The sequence below is a fragment of the Chryseobacterium sp. Marseille-Q3244 genome, from assembly GCF_940807095.1.
GTDB lineage: Bacteria > Bacteroidota > Bacteroidia > Flavobacteriales > Weeksellaceae > Chryseobacterium.
In genome coordinates this window covers 629,115-646,059 of sequence record NZ_CALNWX010000001.1, presented here as the reverse complement: position 1 = coordinate 646,059, position 16,945 = coordinate 629,115, and the positions used below count along the sequence as shown (strand labels likewise).

Here is a 16,945-nt window from a genome sequence, read left to right as displayed (position 1 = left end):
TGTTTATGTTCTAGTATGTTTTGTTACTCGCGTCTACATAATAATAGTTTTTGCCATCTTTTGTCACTTCAAACATCTTCCCTAATTTCCAGCTGAAGTTTCTTTTAATGTTTGAATATTCGAAAGGAATGATAATTTTATTATTGACATCAATCACGCCGAATTTATCATTGTTTGAAGCCACAATCATCGGATCTGCAACATCATCTCCTTCCATAATGTAGAGATACTGATATTGCGGATAGATCTGATACTGGCGATAGTCTGCAGCATTCACGAATTTTGATTTTTCAATAATTCCATAGAAACCATTCAGGACATAGGCTTGAAAAAGTTGTTGCTTATACTCTTCAAACTTACATTTTCCTAAATCCGAATCTTTAAACTGATACACTCTTTTTCCGGAGTGGTCTACTCGATAAGAAATCATATTTTTTTCTACAGTTGCATAGTCTTTTGTTCCAAATTTTCTAACTTTTTCATTCGGCGAATTCAAAAGATTACAGTCTTCATAAAAAAATACAGCAATATGGTATTCAGGTTGAATGATGAATTTTCTGTTTTGATTGACATACCCGAAGCTATCCCCTTTCTTTTTAGGGATCAGAAGGGGAAGATCTTTGTTGAGAACGACAAGATCAGGATTATGCCTGGCTACGGCATTTTTCTCCTTTTTCACAGCGGATTTTGTAACATTTTTCGCTATAGGTTTCTTCACAGATTTAGCCTGAGAGAAAATAGAAATCGAAATAAAAATGCACAAAACATTCAGGATATTTTTCATATTCACCATTTGACTGCAAAATTACGACCAAAAATAGAAATTATCAAATTCATATTTATAAAGAATCTAAATAATTTCATTCTCATAAAATCGTAAAATTTCGTAATTTTGGGGAACATTTTGAATTGTTTAATAATTTAAAAAACTTTTAAAAAAGAGTGTAGATTATGCTGACTTTATTGGATTAATGTTGCATCCCATGCGAGATCTCAAAATGTCATTAATTGTATTTATACAGACCAGTAAAGAAGCAGCGAAATATTCTACCTTTTAATATTGAAAGACTTCTATTATGAATATTTATAAGGATTACATCAAAGAGATTGAAGAAAGAAAAGACCAGGGGCTTCATCCAAAGCCAATTGATGGTGCTGAATTACTAAGCGAAATCATTGCACAAATCAAAGACTCAGGTAATGCAGATCGAACGGACTCTCTTAAATTTTTCATCTACAATACCCTACCAGGAACTACAAGTGCAGCAGGTGTAAAAGCTAAATTTTTAAAAGAGATCATTCTAGGTGAATCCGTAGTAGAAGAAATCTCTCAGACTTTTGCTTTCGAATTATTATCTCACATGAAAGGAGGTAAATCAATCGAAGTATTATTAGACTTAGCTTTAGGTAATGATGCTGCTATTGCTCAGCAAGCTGCAGAAGTTCTTAAAACACAGGTTTTCCTTTATGAAGCGGATACCAACCGTTTAAAAGAAGCATATAACAACGGAAATGCAATTGCTAAAGAAATTTTAGAAAGCTATGCACAAGCTGAATTCTTTACTAAACTTCCTGAAGTCGCTGAAGAAATCAAAGTCGTTACTTTTATTGCTGGTGAAGGAGACATTTCTACTGATTTACTTTCTCCGGGTAACCAGGCACACTCAAGATCAGACCGTGAGCTTCACGGTAAATGTATGATTACTCCTGCAGCTCAGGAAGAAATCAAAGCTTTACAGGCACAACATCCTGATGCAAGCGTTATGCTTATCGCTGAAAAAGGAACCATGGGTGTAGGTTCATCCAGAATGTCTGGGGTGAACAATGTGGCTTTATGGACTGGTAAACAAGCTAGCCCTTATGTTCCATTTGTAAATATCGCTCCAATTGTAGGAGGAACAAACGGTATTTCTCCAATCTTCCTTACTACTGTTGACGTTACCGGAGGGATCGGTGTTGACCTTAAGAACTGGGTGAAGAAAGTAGATGAAAACGGAAATCCTGTTCGTAACGAAAATGGTGATATCGTTCTTGAAGAAGCTTATTCAGTAGCTACAGGAACTGTATTAACGATTAATACAAAAGAAAAGAAATTATATAACGGTGATCAGGAACTGATTGACCTTACCAAGTCTTTCACGCCACAAAAGATGGAATTCATCAAAGCTGGTGGATCTTACGCCATCGTATTTGGTAAGAAACTACAGACATTCGCAGCTCAGACTTTAGGTGTTGAGGCTCCGGTTGTTTTTGCTCCATCTAAAGAAATTTCTCACGAAGGACAAGGTCTTACAGCTGTTGAAAAAATCTTCAACAGAAATGCTGTAGGTACTACACCAGGAAAAGTATTACATGCTGGTTCTGATGTACGTGTACAGGTAAACATCGTTGGATCTCAGGATACGACAGGTCTTATGACTTCTCAGGAGCTTGAATCAATGGCTGCTACTGTAATCTCTCCAGTGGTAGACGGTGCTTACCAATCAGGTTGTCACACGGCTTCGGTTTGGGATAAAAAAGCACAGGCTAACATTCCTAAGCTAATGAAATTCATGAACGATTTCGGATTAATCACGGCTCGTGACCCGAAAGGTGAATACCACTCAATGACTGACGTTATTCACAAAGTTCTTAACGATATCACTGTAGACGAATGGGCAATCATCATTGGTGGTGACTCTCACACAAGAATGTCTAAAGGAGTTGCTTTCGGAGCTGACTCAGGAACAGTTGCACTTGCATTAGCTACAGGTGAGGCATCTATGCCAATTCCTGAATCTGTAAAAGTAACGTTCAAAGGTGAAATGAAGCCTCACATGGATTTCCGTGACGTGGTACATGCTACTCAGGCTCAGATGTTGAAGCAATTCGGAGGAGAAAACGTATTCCAGGGAAGAATCATTGAGGTTCACATCGGAACACTTCCTGCTGACCAGGCATTTACCTTTACAGACTGGACCGCTGAAATGAAGGCTAAAGCATCTATCAACATTTCTGAAGATAACACCCTAATCGAATCATTGGAAATTGCTAAAGGCAGAATCCAGATCATGATCGACAAGGGAATGGATAACCATAACAAAGTTCTTCAGGGATTAATTGACAAAGCAAATAAGAGAATTGAAGAGATCAGATCTGGTGAAAAACCAGCACTGACTCCTGATGCAAATGCTAAATATTACGCTGAAGTGGTTGTAGATCTTGATGTCATCGTAGAACCTATGATTGCTGACCCGGATGTAAACAATGATGATGTATCTAAGAGATATACTCACGATACTATCAGAGATCTTTCTTACTATGGTGGTGAGAAAAAAGTAGATCTTGGTTTCGTAGGATCTTGTATGGTTCACAAAGGAGACCTTAAGATTGTTTCTCAGATGTTGAAAAATCTTGAAAAACAAAATGGTAAAGTAGAATTTAGCGCACCACTGGTTGTTGCTGCTCCTACTTATAATATCATTGATGAGTTAAAAGCTGAAGGTGACTGGGAATTATTAGAAAAATATTCAGGTTTTGAATTTAATGACAACGCTCCTAAAGGTGAGGCTCGTACAGAATATGAAAATGTAATGTATCTTGAGCGTCCTGGATGTAACCTTTGTATGGGTAACCAGGAAAAGGCAGCAAAAGGAGATACTGTTTTAGCTACTTCAACCCGTCTTTTCCAAGGAAGAGTAGTAGAAGATTCTGAACGTAAAAAAGGAGAATCTCTATTGGCTTCAACTCCGGTTGTTGTTCTTTCTGCCATCATCGGAAGAATCCCGAGCATTGAGGAATACAAAGCAGCAGTTGAAGGGATTGACCTGACAACTTTTGTACCTTCTATTAAGGAATTAACAAGTACAAGCGCTCACTAACAGCATTGATAAATTAGTCGCAAGACTATTGAAAATTATATAAATGAAAGATTTTAGTCCTTTTAGGATTTAAAATCTTTCATTTTTTTTGTTTAGAATCGTTCTATTTTAAGTTAAATACGATTTTTTTCCGAGAAAATCGAGAAAATAGAATCTATTTTTTCTTAAATTGAAAGTTATAAAATCTCTTGGTTTTATATTCAGAATCAGCCTATTCATAGATTATAGGAACGTTTTTTGATGTATAAAAAATGGTTTTTCTTTTTTCAAACAGGAGAAAAGGAAACATTAATGGAAAAAGAACAAAACTAAATACGATATGACTTTTGATATTGATATGATCAAAAAGGTGTATGAGCGCTATCCTGAGAGAATTGCTTCGGCAAGACAAATCGTGGGAAAACCTCTTACCCTTTCAGAAAAAATTCTTTACACCCACCTTTGGGAAGGAAATGCTACACAGGCATATGAAAGAGGAAACTCTTATGTAGATTTTGCACCGGACAGAGTAGCCATGCAGGATGCAACAGCACAAATGGCGCTTTTACAGTTCATGCAGGCTGGAAAAACCAAAGTAGCTGTTCCTTCTACGGCTCATGCGGATCACCTGATCCAGGCGAAAGTAGGTGCTGATAAAGATCTACAGGAAGGTATTAACAAAAACTCTGAGGTGTTCAACTTCTTAAGTTCTGTATGTGATAAATACGGAATCGGATTCTGGAAGCCGGGAGCAGGGATCATTCACCAGGTGGTATTGGAAAACTATGCTTTCCCTGGAGGAATGATGATTGGAACTGACTCTCACACCGTAAACGCCGGCGGACTAGGAATGGTTGCTATTGGAGTAGGGGGCGCTGATGCGGTAGACGTAATGGCAGGAATGGCCTGGGAACTTAAAATGCCTAAACTTATCGGGGTTAAGTTAACCGGTAAAATGAACGGCTGGACTTCTGCTAAAGATGTGATCTTAAAAGTAGCAGGAATTCTTACTGTAAAAGGAGGTACGGGATGTATTGTAGAATACTTCGGTGAAGGGGCAGAATCTCTTTCTGCAACAGGTAAAGGTACCATCTGTAATATGGGTGCTGAAATCGGAGCTACCACTTCTACTTTCGGTTACGATGATTCAATGAGAAGATATCTGGCTGCTACTGGAAGACAGGATGTAGTGGATGCTGCTGATAAAATAGCTGAACACCTAACAGGTGATACTGAAGTATATGCCAACCCTGAACAATATTTCGATCAATTAATTGAAATAAACCTTTCTGAGCTGACTCCACACTTAAACGGACCTTTCACTCCGGACTTAGCGACTCCAGTTGCTGAATTCAGAGCTAAAGCTGAGGCTAACGGATGGCCATTAGAAGTGGAATGGGCACTTATTGGTTCTTGTACCAACTCTTCGTATGAAGATTTATCAAGAGCTGCTTCTATTGTAGAAGATGCAGTATCCAAAGGAGTAAAGCCTAAAGCAATCTTAGGAATTAACCCAGGTTCTGAGCAGGTGAAATTCACAGCAGAAAGAGACGGATTCTTAGATTCCTTCAGAAAATTTGAAAATGCAAGAATCTTTACCAATGCTTGTGGACCATGTATCGGACAATGGGACAGAGAAGGGGCAGAAAAAGGAGAGAAAAACTCTATTATTCACTCTTTTAACAGAAACTTTGCGAAAAGAGCTGATGGTAACCCCAATACTCATGCATTTGTAGCGTCTCCAGAAATGGTAGCAGCTGTTGCGATCTCCGGGAGACTGGATTTCAATCCGATTACTGATACTTTAACAAACCAAGCAGGTGAACAGGTAAAACTTAACGAGCCTAAAGGGTTCGAATTACCTGCAAAAGGATTTGCTGTGGACGACAACGGATATCAGGCTCCTTCAGAAGATGGATCAAGTGTTGTTGTTAACGTAAGTCCTACTTCAGACCGACTTCAATTATTAGAGGAATTCCCGGCTTGGGATGGTAAAAATATTACCGGGGCTAAAGTATTGATCAAAGCTTTCGGAAAATGTACGACCGACCATATTTCTATGGCTGGGCCATGGTTGAAATACAGAGGTCATCTTGACAATATTTCCAACAACATGCTGATCGGAGCTGTAAATGCTTACAATATGGAAACCAACCACGTTAAAAATGAATTAACGGGTGAATATGGTGAAGTTCCTGCTGTACAAAGAGCTTACAAAGCTGCAGGTGTTCCAACTATTGTTGTAGGAGACCAAAACTATGGGGAAGGGTCTTCAAGAGAGCACGCTGCTATGGAGCCTAGACACCTTGGTGTAAAGGCGGTACTAGTAAAATCATTTGCGAGAATCCACGAAACTAACCTTAAAAAACAAGGGATGTTAGGGATCACTTTTGCTAATGAGGCTGATTATGACAAGATTCAGGAAGATGACACTGTTAATTTCTTAGATCTTGACCAGTTTGCTCCAGAAAAGCAATTAACACTAGAGTTCGTTCACAAAGACGGAACAAAAGATATCATTATGGCTAACCATACTTATAACGATCAACAGATTGATTGGTTCAAAGCTGGTTCTGCCCTAAACTTGATTAAACAACAAGAGAAATAAGAATTAATTGTTAGATCGGTTAATAAAAAGACGGCTTCTATTGAAGTCGTCTTTTTTGTTTTTATTACTGAATATTATTATCAAATTTCAATGGGAATGGACTTTTCCGCTTTCAGAATTAATAAAAATACTATTGGATATAGTCAAAACCTAACATCTGCTTAATCTCCGAAATCTGCGTGAGAATAAATTTTTTAAATTTCTCGAAGATCTTACAGATTTTTAATGATTGGATCCTTTTCCCTAGCTTATTTCAATCTCTCTAATAAATTAGCTCTATAACTATCCCCTATTGGAATTTCCTGCTCTGATAGTACCAACTTTTTAGTCCCGATACTTTTAATTTTATCCAGATTAATGATAAAAGACTTATGAATTCTTACAAATTTATCCGAAAGCTGGTTTTCCATAGATTTAAGCGTATCCAGAACAATATATTCTTCTCTGTCTGTTCGGATATTCACATAGTCTTTAATACTTTCAATATAAAGGATCTCATTAAAATTGATACGATGCTGCTGCCCTGAGGATTTAACGAAAAAATGAGCATCTTCCTCCCGAAAAGAAAACCGTTCCTGAGCTTTCATAGCACTTTTCAGAAATCTTTCAAAAGATATGGGTTTGAGAAGGTAGTCAACGATATTATGTTCATAGCCTTCCAAGGCGTATTCAGAATAGGCAGTTGTTAAAATATACTTTTGTTTCGCCCCTACAATCTTCATAAAATTGATTCCTGTAAGCTCCGGCATCTGGATATCCAGAAAGATAAGGTCTGAATCATTATTCTGAATATATTCTAATGCCTCAATGGGGTTTTCTGTGGAAAAAACCAGTTCAAGAAAAGGAATTTTCTGCATGTATTGTTCAAGAAGTGAAATAGCCAGAGGCTCGTCATCAACGATGATACATTTTATTTTATTCATCCCGCAAATCAATTTTTAAATCTACAATAAATTCCGTTTCCGAATCGTGTATGTTCAGCTCATGTTTCGGGTACAGGATTTCCAGTCTTTTCTTCACATTCTGAATTCCAATTCCTGAGCTGGAATCTTTCATTTTATCCTTCTTAAAATTTAAAAGATAAAAATGCAATACTTTATCCTGATCGGAAATTTTCAACTCGAATCCTTTGCCACGAAAATCACCATGTTTAAAAGCATTTTCTACAAAGGGCACCAAAAGCATAGGTGAAATATTCAAATGAGGGTCATGAATATTTTTTTCCACCAGAATAAGTTCCGGGTTTCTAAGCCTCAACTTTTCCAGTTCAATTAAACTGTCGATATAACCAATTTCCTGATCCAGAGTAATAGAGTCTTTTTCAAGATCTTTTGTGCTGTATCTCAACAACTGTCCGAGTTCTTCAATTGCAGGTAATGCTTTCTCTGATTTCTGATAGACTAATGAATAAATATTATTTAAGGTATTAAAGATAAAGTGAGGATTGATCTGGGTTTTCAGAGCTTTCAGTTCTGCATTTTTCTTTTCTTCCACAAGCTGAAGCCTTTCTTCATCAAGCGAAGAATATATCTTAAACAAACAGAAAACCGTACTGATGAAGATAGACGTTACACTATTATAAATATTATCAAAAAAATAATACGCAAATCCCGTTCCTTCAGGATAATTAAGGATTCCGAAAAAATGTTTCAACACTATTTCTTCAGTAAAATAACGTACTAAAACAAAGCAGGTTACACTGATAAAAAAACCAAGAATAGTCTTATACAGCCTCTTAATGTCAAAAAACCGGTAAACAATAAAAAAGTAATTGAAATAAAAACATATAAAACTGGTCATAAAGTAAGTCAGTCCCAAGATAAGATACTCTTTATGATAAATAAAATAAGGAACAATAATAGTCCCCACAAAATACATCATCCAATAGAAGATATGCAGAAAAAGCAATTGTTTTTGTTTCATATGTTAGCTATTCATAATTTTTTAAAAGCTATATGCAATCGCGTCATCTTCATCAGTGTTTGCATTTACAAATTATGGCGATTTCATAGTACAAAAATAGCTGATCAACCTCATCAAAAGTACGGTTTTCGATAAACCTGCTCATTTTATCGATGAAAATAAGTTCACAGATTAAATTTCCCCCTTTATCTAAAGGCCATTTCAGAGCAAAATCATTGCTAATACCTTTGCTTCAGAAAATAATAAAACAGAACCTGATACACTCATGAAACAGCATATTCTTCTTATCACCACTTTATTAAGCTCTTTTGCGGTAGGACAAACGAAAGATTCAGCCAATCAGGTAAAAACTATTGAAATGGTTACAGTAAACGGTAAGAGAGCTTTAGTAGAGCGTAAAGTAGACCGTCTTGTTTATAATGTTCAAAACTCTATGTTATCCAACGGGAGCAGCGGAGCTGAAGTACTGGCAAGCACTCCCTTACTGAAAGTAGATGAAGACAAAGGAATTATTTCAATTGCCGGAAAAAATGGTGTTTCAGTAATGGTGAATGACAGAATGCTTAATCTTTCGGGAGCTGAACTTACGAATTACCTGAGAAATCTTCGTTCAGAAAATATTTTAAAAATTGAAGTAATTACTACTCCACCTGCAAAGTATGAGGCCCAGGGAAACAGCGGAATCATCAACATTGTATTAAAAAAGAATGTAGATCTTGGCTGGAGCGGTTATTTAAACACTTATTATAATCAAAGAACTTATGGTGGTTTTGGCGGTTCATCAGGAATCAACTATCAGGATAAAAAGATAAAAGCCACAGTAAAGTTTCAGGGATTTGATACGGCAAAACGTTCGGTAGAAAACTTTCAGATTGTAGGAAAAGAATCGTCTTTCAGCAGAGATGAAAGAAGGGATATGTATAAAGGTCTTGGACTTAATGCTAATGTTGATTATTCTCTTTCTGATAAATCTTCTGTAGGATTCATCTATGATATCACAAAAGGAGATCTTGATATGGATATTTATTCTACACAAAATTATTTCAGCGGAAATACCCCAACTCTATTAACAGAAACAGATTCTAAACACCGTTCCACTTTTACCACTCAAATGCTGAACACTTATTTCGATCATAAATTTGGCGACCATAAACTAAGCCTTGGATATAATTATTATGGAAATGTTCCGGATACCCAGGTCAATTTTATCACAACAGATCTTTCAGACAAGTCTAAAGAAACGGTTCGAAATCTGTCTGCTGTAGATTATAAAATTTCATCCGCCCAGGCAGATTTTACCTTAAATTTTAAAAAGCTGCAGGTAGAAACCGGAGCCAAATACAACCAGTTCTCCAACAATTCAAACATTGAATATTTTGATCTGAAAAATAATAATTATGAAATTGACCTGGGCAAAACCAATCAGTTTGAATACAATGAAAAAAATTATGCAGCCTATATCAGTGCCAGTAAAGACTTTGGTGAAAAATGGTCCGCTAAGGCAGGGCTCCGTTATGAATATGTTCAGACCAGCAGCTTCTCTCCTACCACACAGTTACTGACTGAAAACAACTATGGAAAGTTTTTTCCAACTGCTTATATTTCATATAAAGCCAATAGCAGCAGCCAGTTCAGTCTAAACTATTCCAGAAGAATTAGCCGTCCGAATTTCAATGCTTTAAATCCGTTTAGATGGTATTCTAATCCTCGTAGCTATTCTACAGGAAACCCGGAATTGCAGCCATCATTCAATGATAATATTGAGCTTAATTATATTTTCAAAAATAAGTTTTCTGCCAATCTGTATTATCAGAAAACAACCAATAATTATGGCCAGATATTATTTCTTAATGAAAAATCTGTTACCAGCAGCTATTATAATTACTACAATCAGGATACTTATGGTATCAATTTCAATTACACAGATACCTTCTTTAAATTCTGGGAAACCAATATCTCTACTTCTTTTAGTTATAATGAAACACAAGTTACAAGATTCAACCTTATCCCAAAGAGTGGGCAAGCATTTTATTATTCTTTGAAAAATACTTTTCAGCTTAATAAGGCTAAAACATTTTTCCTGTTTGTGAATTATTGGGAATCATTACCGTCCAGGGATGGAAATACCTATCAGAAAAATATGGGGAGCCTGGATACCGGATTAAAAATGAGCTTTATGGAAAAAACATTACAGGTAAACGTTTCCGTAACCGACATTTTTAGACAGGGCAGATTCATAGGAGATGCTTATTATACTGATAATACCCAGTCATTTAATAATTATTGGGATGCCAGAAAACTGAATGTAAGTGTGACCTATAATTTTGGAAATCAGAAAGTAAAATCCAATACAAGGGCTGTTGATTTTGAAGAAAAACAAAGGGCTCAATAACTTAAAAAACTTTTAACCTTCTCTATATAAAAACTAATAACCATGAAAGTTTTAATTAACCAAGAGAGTTAAAAGGTTGAAGGCTGGAAGAAAGAAGCTGGAAATTAATTTTAGTCAGAATAATAACTGATTATAACCCTAAAACAATCTTTAAAAAAGGTAAAAAACACAATAATTTTAGGTCTTATAACTTTCAGCTACCAGCTTCAAATTCATTGGTTCAAATAAAAGGTTCTTTGACAGATAACATTGATTATTTTTTGTAGCTCAAAAATATCTTCTACAACTAAATAATGGATCATTGGTTTCTAAGAAATATGTAAAATTCTCTAAGTATCTGTAACAAAGTCTCTTTTTTAGCGTCTAACCGGATAGTAGTAAAAAACATTATGAAAAAAACTCTATTCGCTATATCACTGGTAAGCTCAATATTCGCTTTTTCTCAGGAAAAAAACAATAATAGCACCAAAGAAAAACAGATTGACGGCATTGTGATCACCAAAACTAAAAAAGCCGTTGAACAAAAAGCTGACCGTACAATTTTTGATTTTTCTGAACAACCCCAGCTAAATAACGGAAACGTGCTGGAAGGAATTAAAAAACTTCCGGGGCTTGTAGCCACAGACATCGCAGGGATGATGTATCAGGGAAAAATGCTGGAAGTATACCTCAACGGAAGACCTTTGAACATTACATCTAATGATCTTACTGCTTTCCTTGAAGGAATGCCGGCCAACTCTGTAGAAAGAATTGAAGTAATTACCCAACCGGGCGCTGAGTATCCTGCCACTTCTGGAGGTGCGATTATGAATATCATCACTAATAAAAACGCCAATAAATATTTAACGGCTACTTATTCAGGGAATTATTCTTTCACTAATTATGATCAATACAGAAGCAGAACGACCAATTCTGTTAATTTAAATGCAAGAAATAAATATTTCGGATGGCAGCTGAATGTAGGACAAAATTACCGTGAAAGTATGCTGAATGGCCAGCAGGATGAACTTTTAACAAGTCATACCGACAGATACGCACGTGGGTATTTTGCGAAGTCAGGATTAAGTTTTGATCTGGGACAGGACAGATTATTATTAAACTACGATATTTATCACAATAATAATGACAACTACACCTTAAGTGACGGGCATGGAGATTTACCTTTCAAGAGGGATCTGAATGATTTAAGAGAAGCTTTTTATAATTCTTCGGATGTTGCCCATACCAATACTTTAAGACAGGAAGCAGTAGTAACCTACCAGAAACGCTTTGCTGACAAATCTCAAAAACTTGATTTCCAATTTGGTTACACCAGATCAGATAATAAATTCTCTCAGGATAATTACTTCCAGGATGGTACATTTGTAGACTACCCCAATGTACCTCTTGATAGCCCGACTAATGGTTTAAAAGATATTCTGAACAATAAATCTGTAATGAATATCGCCAATTTCAAAGTAGATTATGCACAGCCTATCAAGCTTCTTGATGGCGGAAAAGTAAGCTTTGGAGGATTGTATGAAAAACAGAATTACGATACAAAAAGTTTTGGTTTAACCAATCTTGAATACCAGAGACAAACGGCTTCTACTTATCTTGAATTTCAGGCAAAACTGAAAAAATTTGATTTCACATTGGGTACCCGTGCTGAAAATTATGATATTTCAGGAGTTACAAGGTATTTTGATAAAGACAAAAAGTTGAAGGAAGCTGATCTGATCCCTTTCAATAAGTTTAAGTTTTTCCCGAATGCCAGTGTACAATATAGCATGATGAATCAGGTTTATATTGCTGCAAACTACAACCGGAAAATAAGTTTACCGAGCATTTCTGCCCTGAACCCGAATAACGTAACATTCTCCGGACCCAGTACGGAAGTAAATGGTAACCCGAATCTACAGCCTACTATCTTTGATAATTATGAGATAAAAATATCAGCTTTTGATTATGCTTTTATCGGGTATAGTGTAAGCTCTGCAAGCAATCAGGTAGCTCAGATCATCAGAAAAGACGGAAGAAAACTTTTCAATGAACAGGTGAATATTTCGAATATGAAAATTCACAACTTTAATATTGGATTGCCGGTTCCTTTTATGCTTTTCACCAAACCTTTAAAGGATGTCATGAAGTTTAATTTTAATCCCGATAAAATTAATTTCATGTACTTATATGCCGGATATCAGAAACATGACATTGACAATCTGAATAATAAAGGGTTCTGGATCTTCAATATTATGACCCAGATCATTTTGCCTAAAGATATCAAGCTGACGGCTAATTACAGCTATCTGACTCCAAAGGCAGGATATTTCTACTTTACCGCTGAGAAACCATTCAACAACTCACTGGATATTACCCTGACGAAGAAATTTATGAATAATCGTCTGACACTGTCTGTTTTTGCCAATGATATTTTCAACGGACAGATGATGCAGGTACGTTCTAATCCACCGTCAGGAAACCCGGTAATGATCAGCAGTAAATATGACACCAGAAACTTTGGACTTTCCATTAATTATAAAATCCCGACAAAAAATAAACTGGCAAAAGAGGATCCGAATATCCTGAACCAGACGAAAAAAGAGGATAACGGCGGAGTTATACAGCAACCACAGCAATAGATTAAATAATTAATAACCAAAAATGAGGCAGTGATACGATTACTGCCTCATTTTTTATTTTTATTGATTTTATAATAAGTTATATATCACGTAGATTTAGCTGATAATGCAGATTTTTTTACCAAACATCACCCGCCAGAATCTGTGAAATCTGTGTGATCCGCGAGAAATAAAAACATCCTCAGAGCATCATCTAAAAATCTAACGTTTGAAATCTCCAGTTCAGCGTATCAATCAATGTTAATTTATTAAGATTGACAGGAAGGTTGGTAATTATTTTCAAAGTTTGAAGTGCCATCATACTGCCTACAATTCCCGGTAAAGCACCTAAAACTCCCAAACTATCACAATCCGGCATTTTCTCATCAACAGGTGGTTCAGGAAACAGATCCCTTAAGTTTTTACTTCCTTTATGATTGAATATGGCCAGCTGTCCGGAAAATCCTAAGATACTTCCGTACACCAATGTTTTCTCCAATGCTACACAGGTATCATTTACCAGATATCTTGTTGAGAAATTGTCTGATCCATCTACAATAATATCGTATTGGGAAAGAATTTGTGAAGCATTGACTGCGTCAATCTTTTGCTCAATTCCTATTACTTTTACCTGATGATTAAGGGTATTCACAAATTTCTCAGCACTTTTGATTTTCAATGTTCCTATTTCATTTTCATTATGAATGATCTGGCGATTCAGATTATGAAGCTCCACCTGGTCAAAATCTGCTATTCCAATGGTTCCTACTCCTGCTGCTGACAGATATTGGATCACTGGGCTCCCCAACCCGCCGGCACCTATAACAAGTACTTTTGATGCCATTATTTTCTTTTGTCCTTCCAATCCTATTTCATCAATAAAGATTTGGCGACTGTATCTTTTAAAAATATCTTCGCTTTGCATATTAAACAATCATCATTGAAATTTAAACTCCACTGTAAACGGAATCCCAATCCTTCATCACAGGATCATACCCTGCTTTTTTAATCATATTCTTTATTTCCTCCATGCTTCTTTCATCACTGGTTTCAAACTGTTCCAATGATTCTTTATCTACAGCATATCCGCCCGGATTGGTTTTTGAACCCGCACTCATCGTGGTAGCTCCCAATGTTACAATATGGTTTCTAAAGGTTTCATTCTCCCTGGTGGAGATTGATATCTCAAGATCTTCATTCCAGATTCTGTAGGCACAGATCAGTTGTAGCAAATCCTTATCTTCCATAACAAAATTAGGTTCAATAATTCCTTCTGCCGGCCTCAGTCGCGGAAATGATACTGAAAACTTACTCTTCCAATACTGTTTCTGTAAATAATCAATATGAAGTGCGTTGAAGAAACTGTCTACACGCCAATCTTCCAATCCTAATAAAACTCCTAGCCCCATTTTATGAATTCCTGCTCTTCCGATTCTGTCCGGAGTATCTAAACGAAAATGAAAATTGGATTTTTTACCTTTCGGGTGATATTCTTTATAGACTTCTTGGTGATAGGTTTCCTGATAGACCAACACCGAATGTACACCCTCCTCATGAAGAAGTTTGTATTCTGCCTCCTCTAAAGGCTGTACTTCAATAGAAATATTGGAAAAATGGGGCTTCAGTAGACGAACGGCATTCTGGAAATAGGGAACACCTACTATTTTATTGGCTTCCCCACTCACCAGAAGAACATGGTTAACTCTCATCGACTTTAAAACAGAAGATTCTATCATCAGCTCTGTATTAGAAAGTGTTTTTCTCTTGAGATTGTTATCCAGACTGAATCCGCAGTACGTACAGATATTCTGACATTCGTTGCTCAGATACAACGGAGCATACAACTGAATGGTCTTCCCAAAACGTTTCTGAGTAAGAGCTCTTGTCATAGTAGCCATAAGTTCCAACTCTTGTGAAGCTGCCGGTGAAAGCAGGTTCAGAAAGTCATCCAATGTTTTATGTATTTTCTGGAGACTGTTTCGAACCTCGAAGATTGTTACTTTTTCAAGTCTGGCTTTTATCTCATCCCATTGGTACTCCTCGAAAACCTCCTTAAAACTATTCATTATTCTGATTTTTATTCAAACAAAAACGAAGTTAATGGGCTTGATGCTTCAGCATGATTTGCTATTGCTCCCAATCCTGATTCAAAGGCTCTTCTTCCGGCAATCACCCCTTCTTTAAAAGCCACAGCCATGTTCACCGGATTTCGTGCTACTGCAATGGCGGTATTAACCAAAACGGCATCGGCTCCCATTTCCATAGCTTTTGCTGCATCAGAAGGTGCTCCTATTCCCGCATCTACCACCACAGGAACCTTGCTTTGACTGATGATAATTTCCAGGAAGTCCAGGGTTCTAAGTCCTTTGTTGGTTCCAATAGGTGCTCCTAAAGGCATTACCACTGCTGTTCCTGCATCTTCAAGACGTTTGCATAAAACAGGATCTGCATGAATATAAGGCATTACTACAAAACCTAATTTCGTCAATTCTTCGGTAGCATATAGTGTTTCAATAGGATCTGGCAATAAATATTTCGGATCCGGATGAATTTCCAGCTTTACCCAGTTCGTTTCTAAAGCTTCTCTGGCTAATTGTGCTGCTAAAACGGCTTCTTTTGCTGTTCTAGCTCCTGAAGTATTGGGCAAAAGATGAACATTTGTGCCTTTTAATGAGCCCAGAAGATCATCTTCTTGTGATTGGGCATCAATTCTCTTTAAAGCCATCGTAACCATATTGGATTCTGATGCCACCACAGAGGCTGCCATATCTTCAAGACTTCCGAATTTTCCTGTTCCTAAAAATAATCTCGATTCAAAGATTCTGTCTGCTATTATTAATTTTTGATTATGCATATATCATTGCTTTTTTAAATTCATTAATGATGGACGGCTGGTTAGTAATCTGACCTGAAACCGCTACTCCGTATATCCCGATCTGCTGTAAAAGCTGGATATCTTCAAGATTTACTCCTCCAATGGCAAATATTTTAGGAATCTCCATTGATTTTTCCTGAAGCTGGTCTATAATTTCCTGATAGCCTTCAAACCCAATAATAGGGCTGAGCTTTTCTTTTGTAGAAGTGAATCTTAATGGCCCCAAACCAATATAATCACATGATTCATTTATTCTTTGAAGGACATCTGAAATGGTATTCGCGGTTCCACCAATGATTTTATGTTCACCTAAAATGAGCCTGGCTTCATCAGTAGAACCATCGCTTAACCCTAGATGAACTCCATCCACATCTATTGTCTTTGCCAGCTGAACGTTATCATTAATAATACAAATAGACTGATATTCTGAACAAAGCTGCTTTGAAGCTTCACAAAGGTTTATTAATTCATTTTCAGGTGCATTTTTCCAACGGACTTGCACCCATTTTATCCCATTATCTAAAGCTTTACGGATATTCTGTTCCTGCTCCTGCCTTGTATTTCCTTGTGATATGTATTGTAATTTTTCCATATTGACTATGAATGTCTTCCCAATAAAGAGGGATTGCTTTTTAAAAATTGTTCGGTATATAATTCTCTTTTTTTATAAGGTGTTTCCAGAATTTATCTTTTGCAAACTCTCGTGCA

General features: G+C 36.5%; 11 protein-coding genes. 4 read left to right on the top strand and 7 right to left on the bottom strand.

Annotated features, from left to right (window positions below):
• Positions 1-10: 10 nt before the first annotated feature.
• Positions 11-784, bottom strand: a complete 774-nt coding sequence (locus NBX25_RS02960; RefSeq protein ID WP_250252771.1) for a WG repeat-containing protein — start codon at positions 782-784, stop codon at positions 11-13.
• A gap of 292 nt (positions 785-1,076) precedes the next feature.
• Here NBX25_RS02960 and NBX25_RS02955 point away from each other — a divergent pair, with 292 nt between their 5' ends.
• Positions 1,077-3,860: a bifunctional aconitate hydratase 2/2-methylisocitrate dehydratase gene (locus NBX25_RS02955; protein ID WP_250252770.1), complete on the top strand. Its 2,784-nt coding sequence runs from the start codon at positions 1,077-1,079 to the stop codon at positions 3,858-3,860.
• Between the two features lie 319 nt (positions 3,861-4,179).
• Positions 4,180-6,447, top strand: coding sequence for an aconitate hydratase (locus NBX25_RS02950; RefSeq protein ID WP_250252768.1), 2,268 nt, complete (start codon positions 4,180-4,182; stop codon positions 6,445-6,447).
• A gap of 248 nt (positions 6,448-6,695) precedes the next feature.
• Here NBX25_RS02950 and NBX25_RS02945 read toward each other — a convergent pair whose 3' ends face one another.
• Positions 6,696-7,370 carry a LytR/AlgR family response regulator transcription factor gene (locus NBX25_RS02945; protein WP_250252766.1) on the bottom strand — a complete coding sequence of 225 codons (675 nt, stop codon included), beginning with the start codon at positions 7,368-7,370 and terminating at the stop codon, positions 6,696-6,698.
• Positions 7,363-8,370 (bottom strand): sensor histidine kinase, encoded by a 1,008-nt coding sequence (locus tag NBX25_RS02940; RefSeq protein WP_250252765.1) that lies wholly within the window; start codon positions 8,368-8,370, stop codon positions 7,363-7,365. Before NBX25_RS02940 ends, NBX25_RS02945 begins: the two co-directional genes overlap by 8 nt.
• Before the next feature lie 265 nt (positions 8,371-8,635).
• Here NBX25_RS02940 and NBX25_RS02935 point away from each other — a divergent pair, with 265 nt between their 5' ends.
• Both NBX25_RS02935 and NBX25_RS02930 read left to right on the top strand, forming a co-directional pair.
• Positions 8,636-10,762, top strand: coding sequence for a TonB-dependent receptor domain-containing protein (locus tag NBX25_RS02935; protein ID WP_250252762.1), 2,127 nt, complete (start codon positions 8,636-8,638; stop codon positions 10,760-10,762).
• Between the two features lie 389 nt (positions 10,763-11,151).
• Entirely contained in the window at positions 11,152-13,383 is a 2,232-nt protein-coding gene (locus tag NBX25_RS02930; RefSeq protein ID WP_123909746.1) for an outer membrane beta-barrel protein, read from the top strand.
• A gap of 193 nt (positions 13,384-13,576) precedes the next feature.
• Here NBX25_RS02930 and NBX25_RS02925 read toward each other — a convergent pair whose 3' ends face one another.
• From NBX25_RS02925 to NBX25_RS02910, 4 genes are read right to left on the bottom strand one after another with little or no spacing between them, the layout of a single operon-like run.
• Positions 13,577-14,287, bottom strand: a complete 711-nt coding sequence (locus NBX25_RS02925; protein ID WP_250252760.1) for a HesA/MoeB/ThiF family protein — start codon at positions 14,285-14,287, stop codon at positions 13,577-13,579.
• A gap of 22 nt (positions 14,288-14,309) precedes the next feature.
• The gene (gene thiH, locus NBX25_RS02920; protein ID WP_250252758.1) at positions 14,310-15,428 is read right to left on the bottom strand and encodes a 2-iminoacetate synthase ThiH; all 1,119 of its coding nucleotides are present in this window, start codon (positions 15,426-15,428) and stop codon (positions 14,310-14,312) included.
• An 11-nt stretch (positions 15,429-15,439) separates the two neighbouring features.
• Positions 15,440-16,216: a thiazole synthase gene (locus tag NBX25_RS02915; RefSeq protein WP_250252757.1), complete on the bottom strand. Its 777-nt coding sequence runs from the start codon at positions 16,214-16,216 to the stop codon at positions 15,440-15,442.
• Positions 16,209-16,829, bottom strand: a complete 621-nt coding sequence (locus tag NBX25_RS02910) for a thiamine phosphate synthase (RefSeq protein ID WP_250252753.1) — start codon at positions 16,827-16,829, stop codon at positions 16,209-16,211. The genes NBX25_RS02915 and NBX25_RS02910 overlap by 8 nt, the downstream gene beginning before the upstream one ends.
• Between the last annotated feature and the right edge of the window lie 116 nt (positions 16,830-16,945).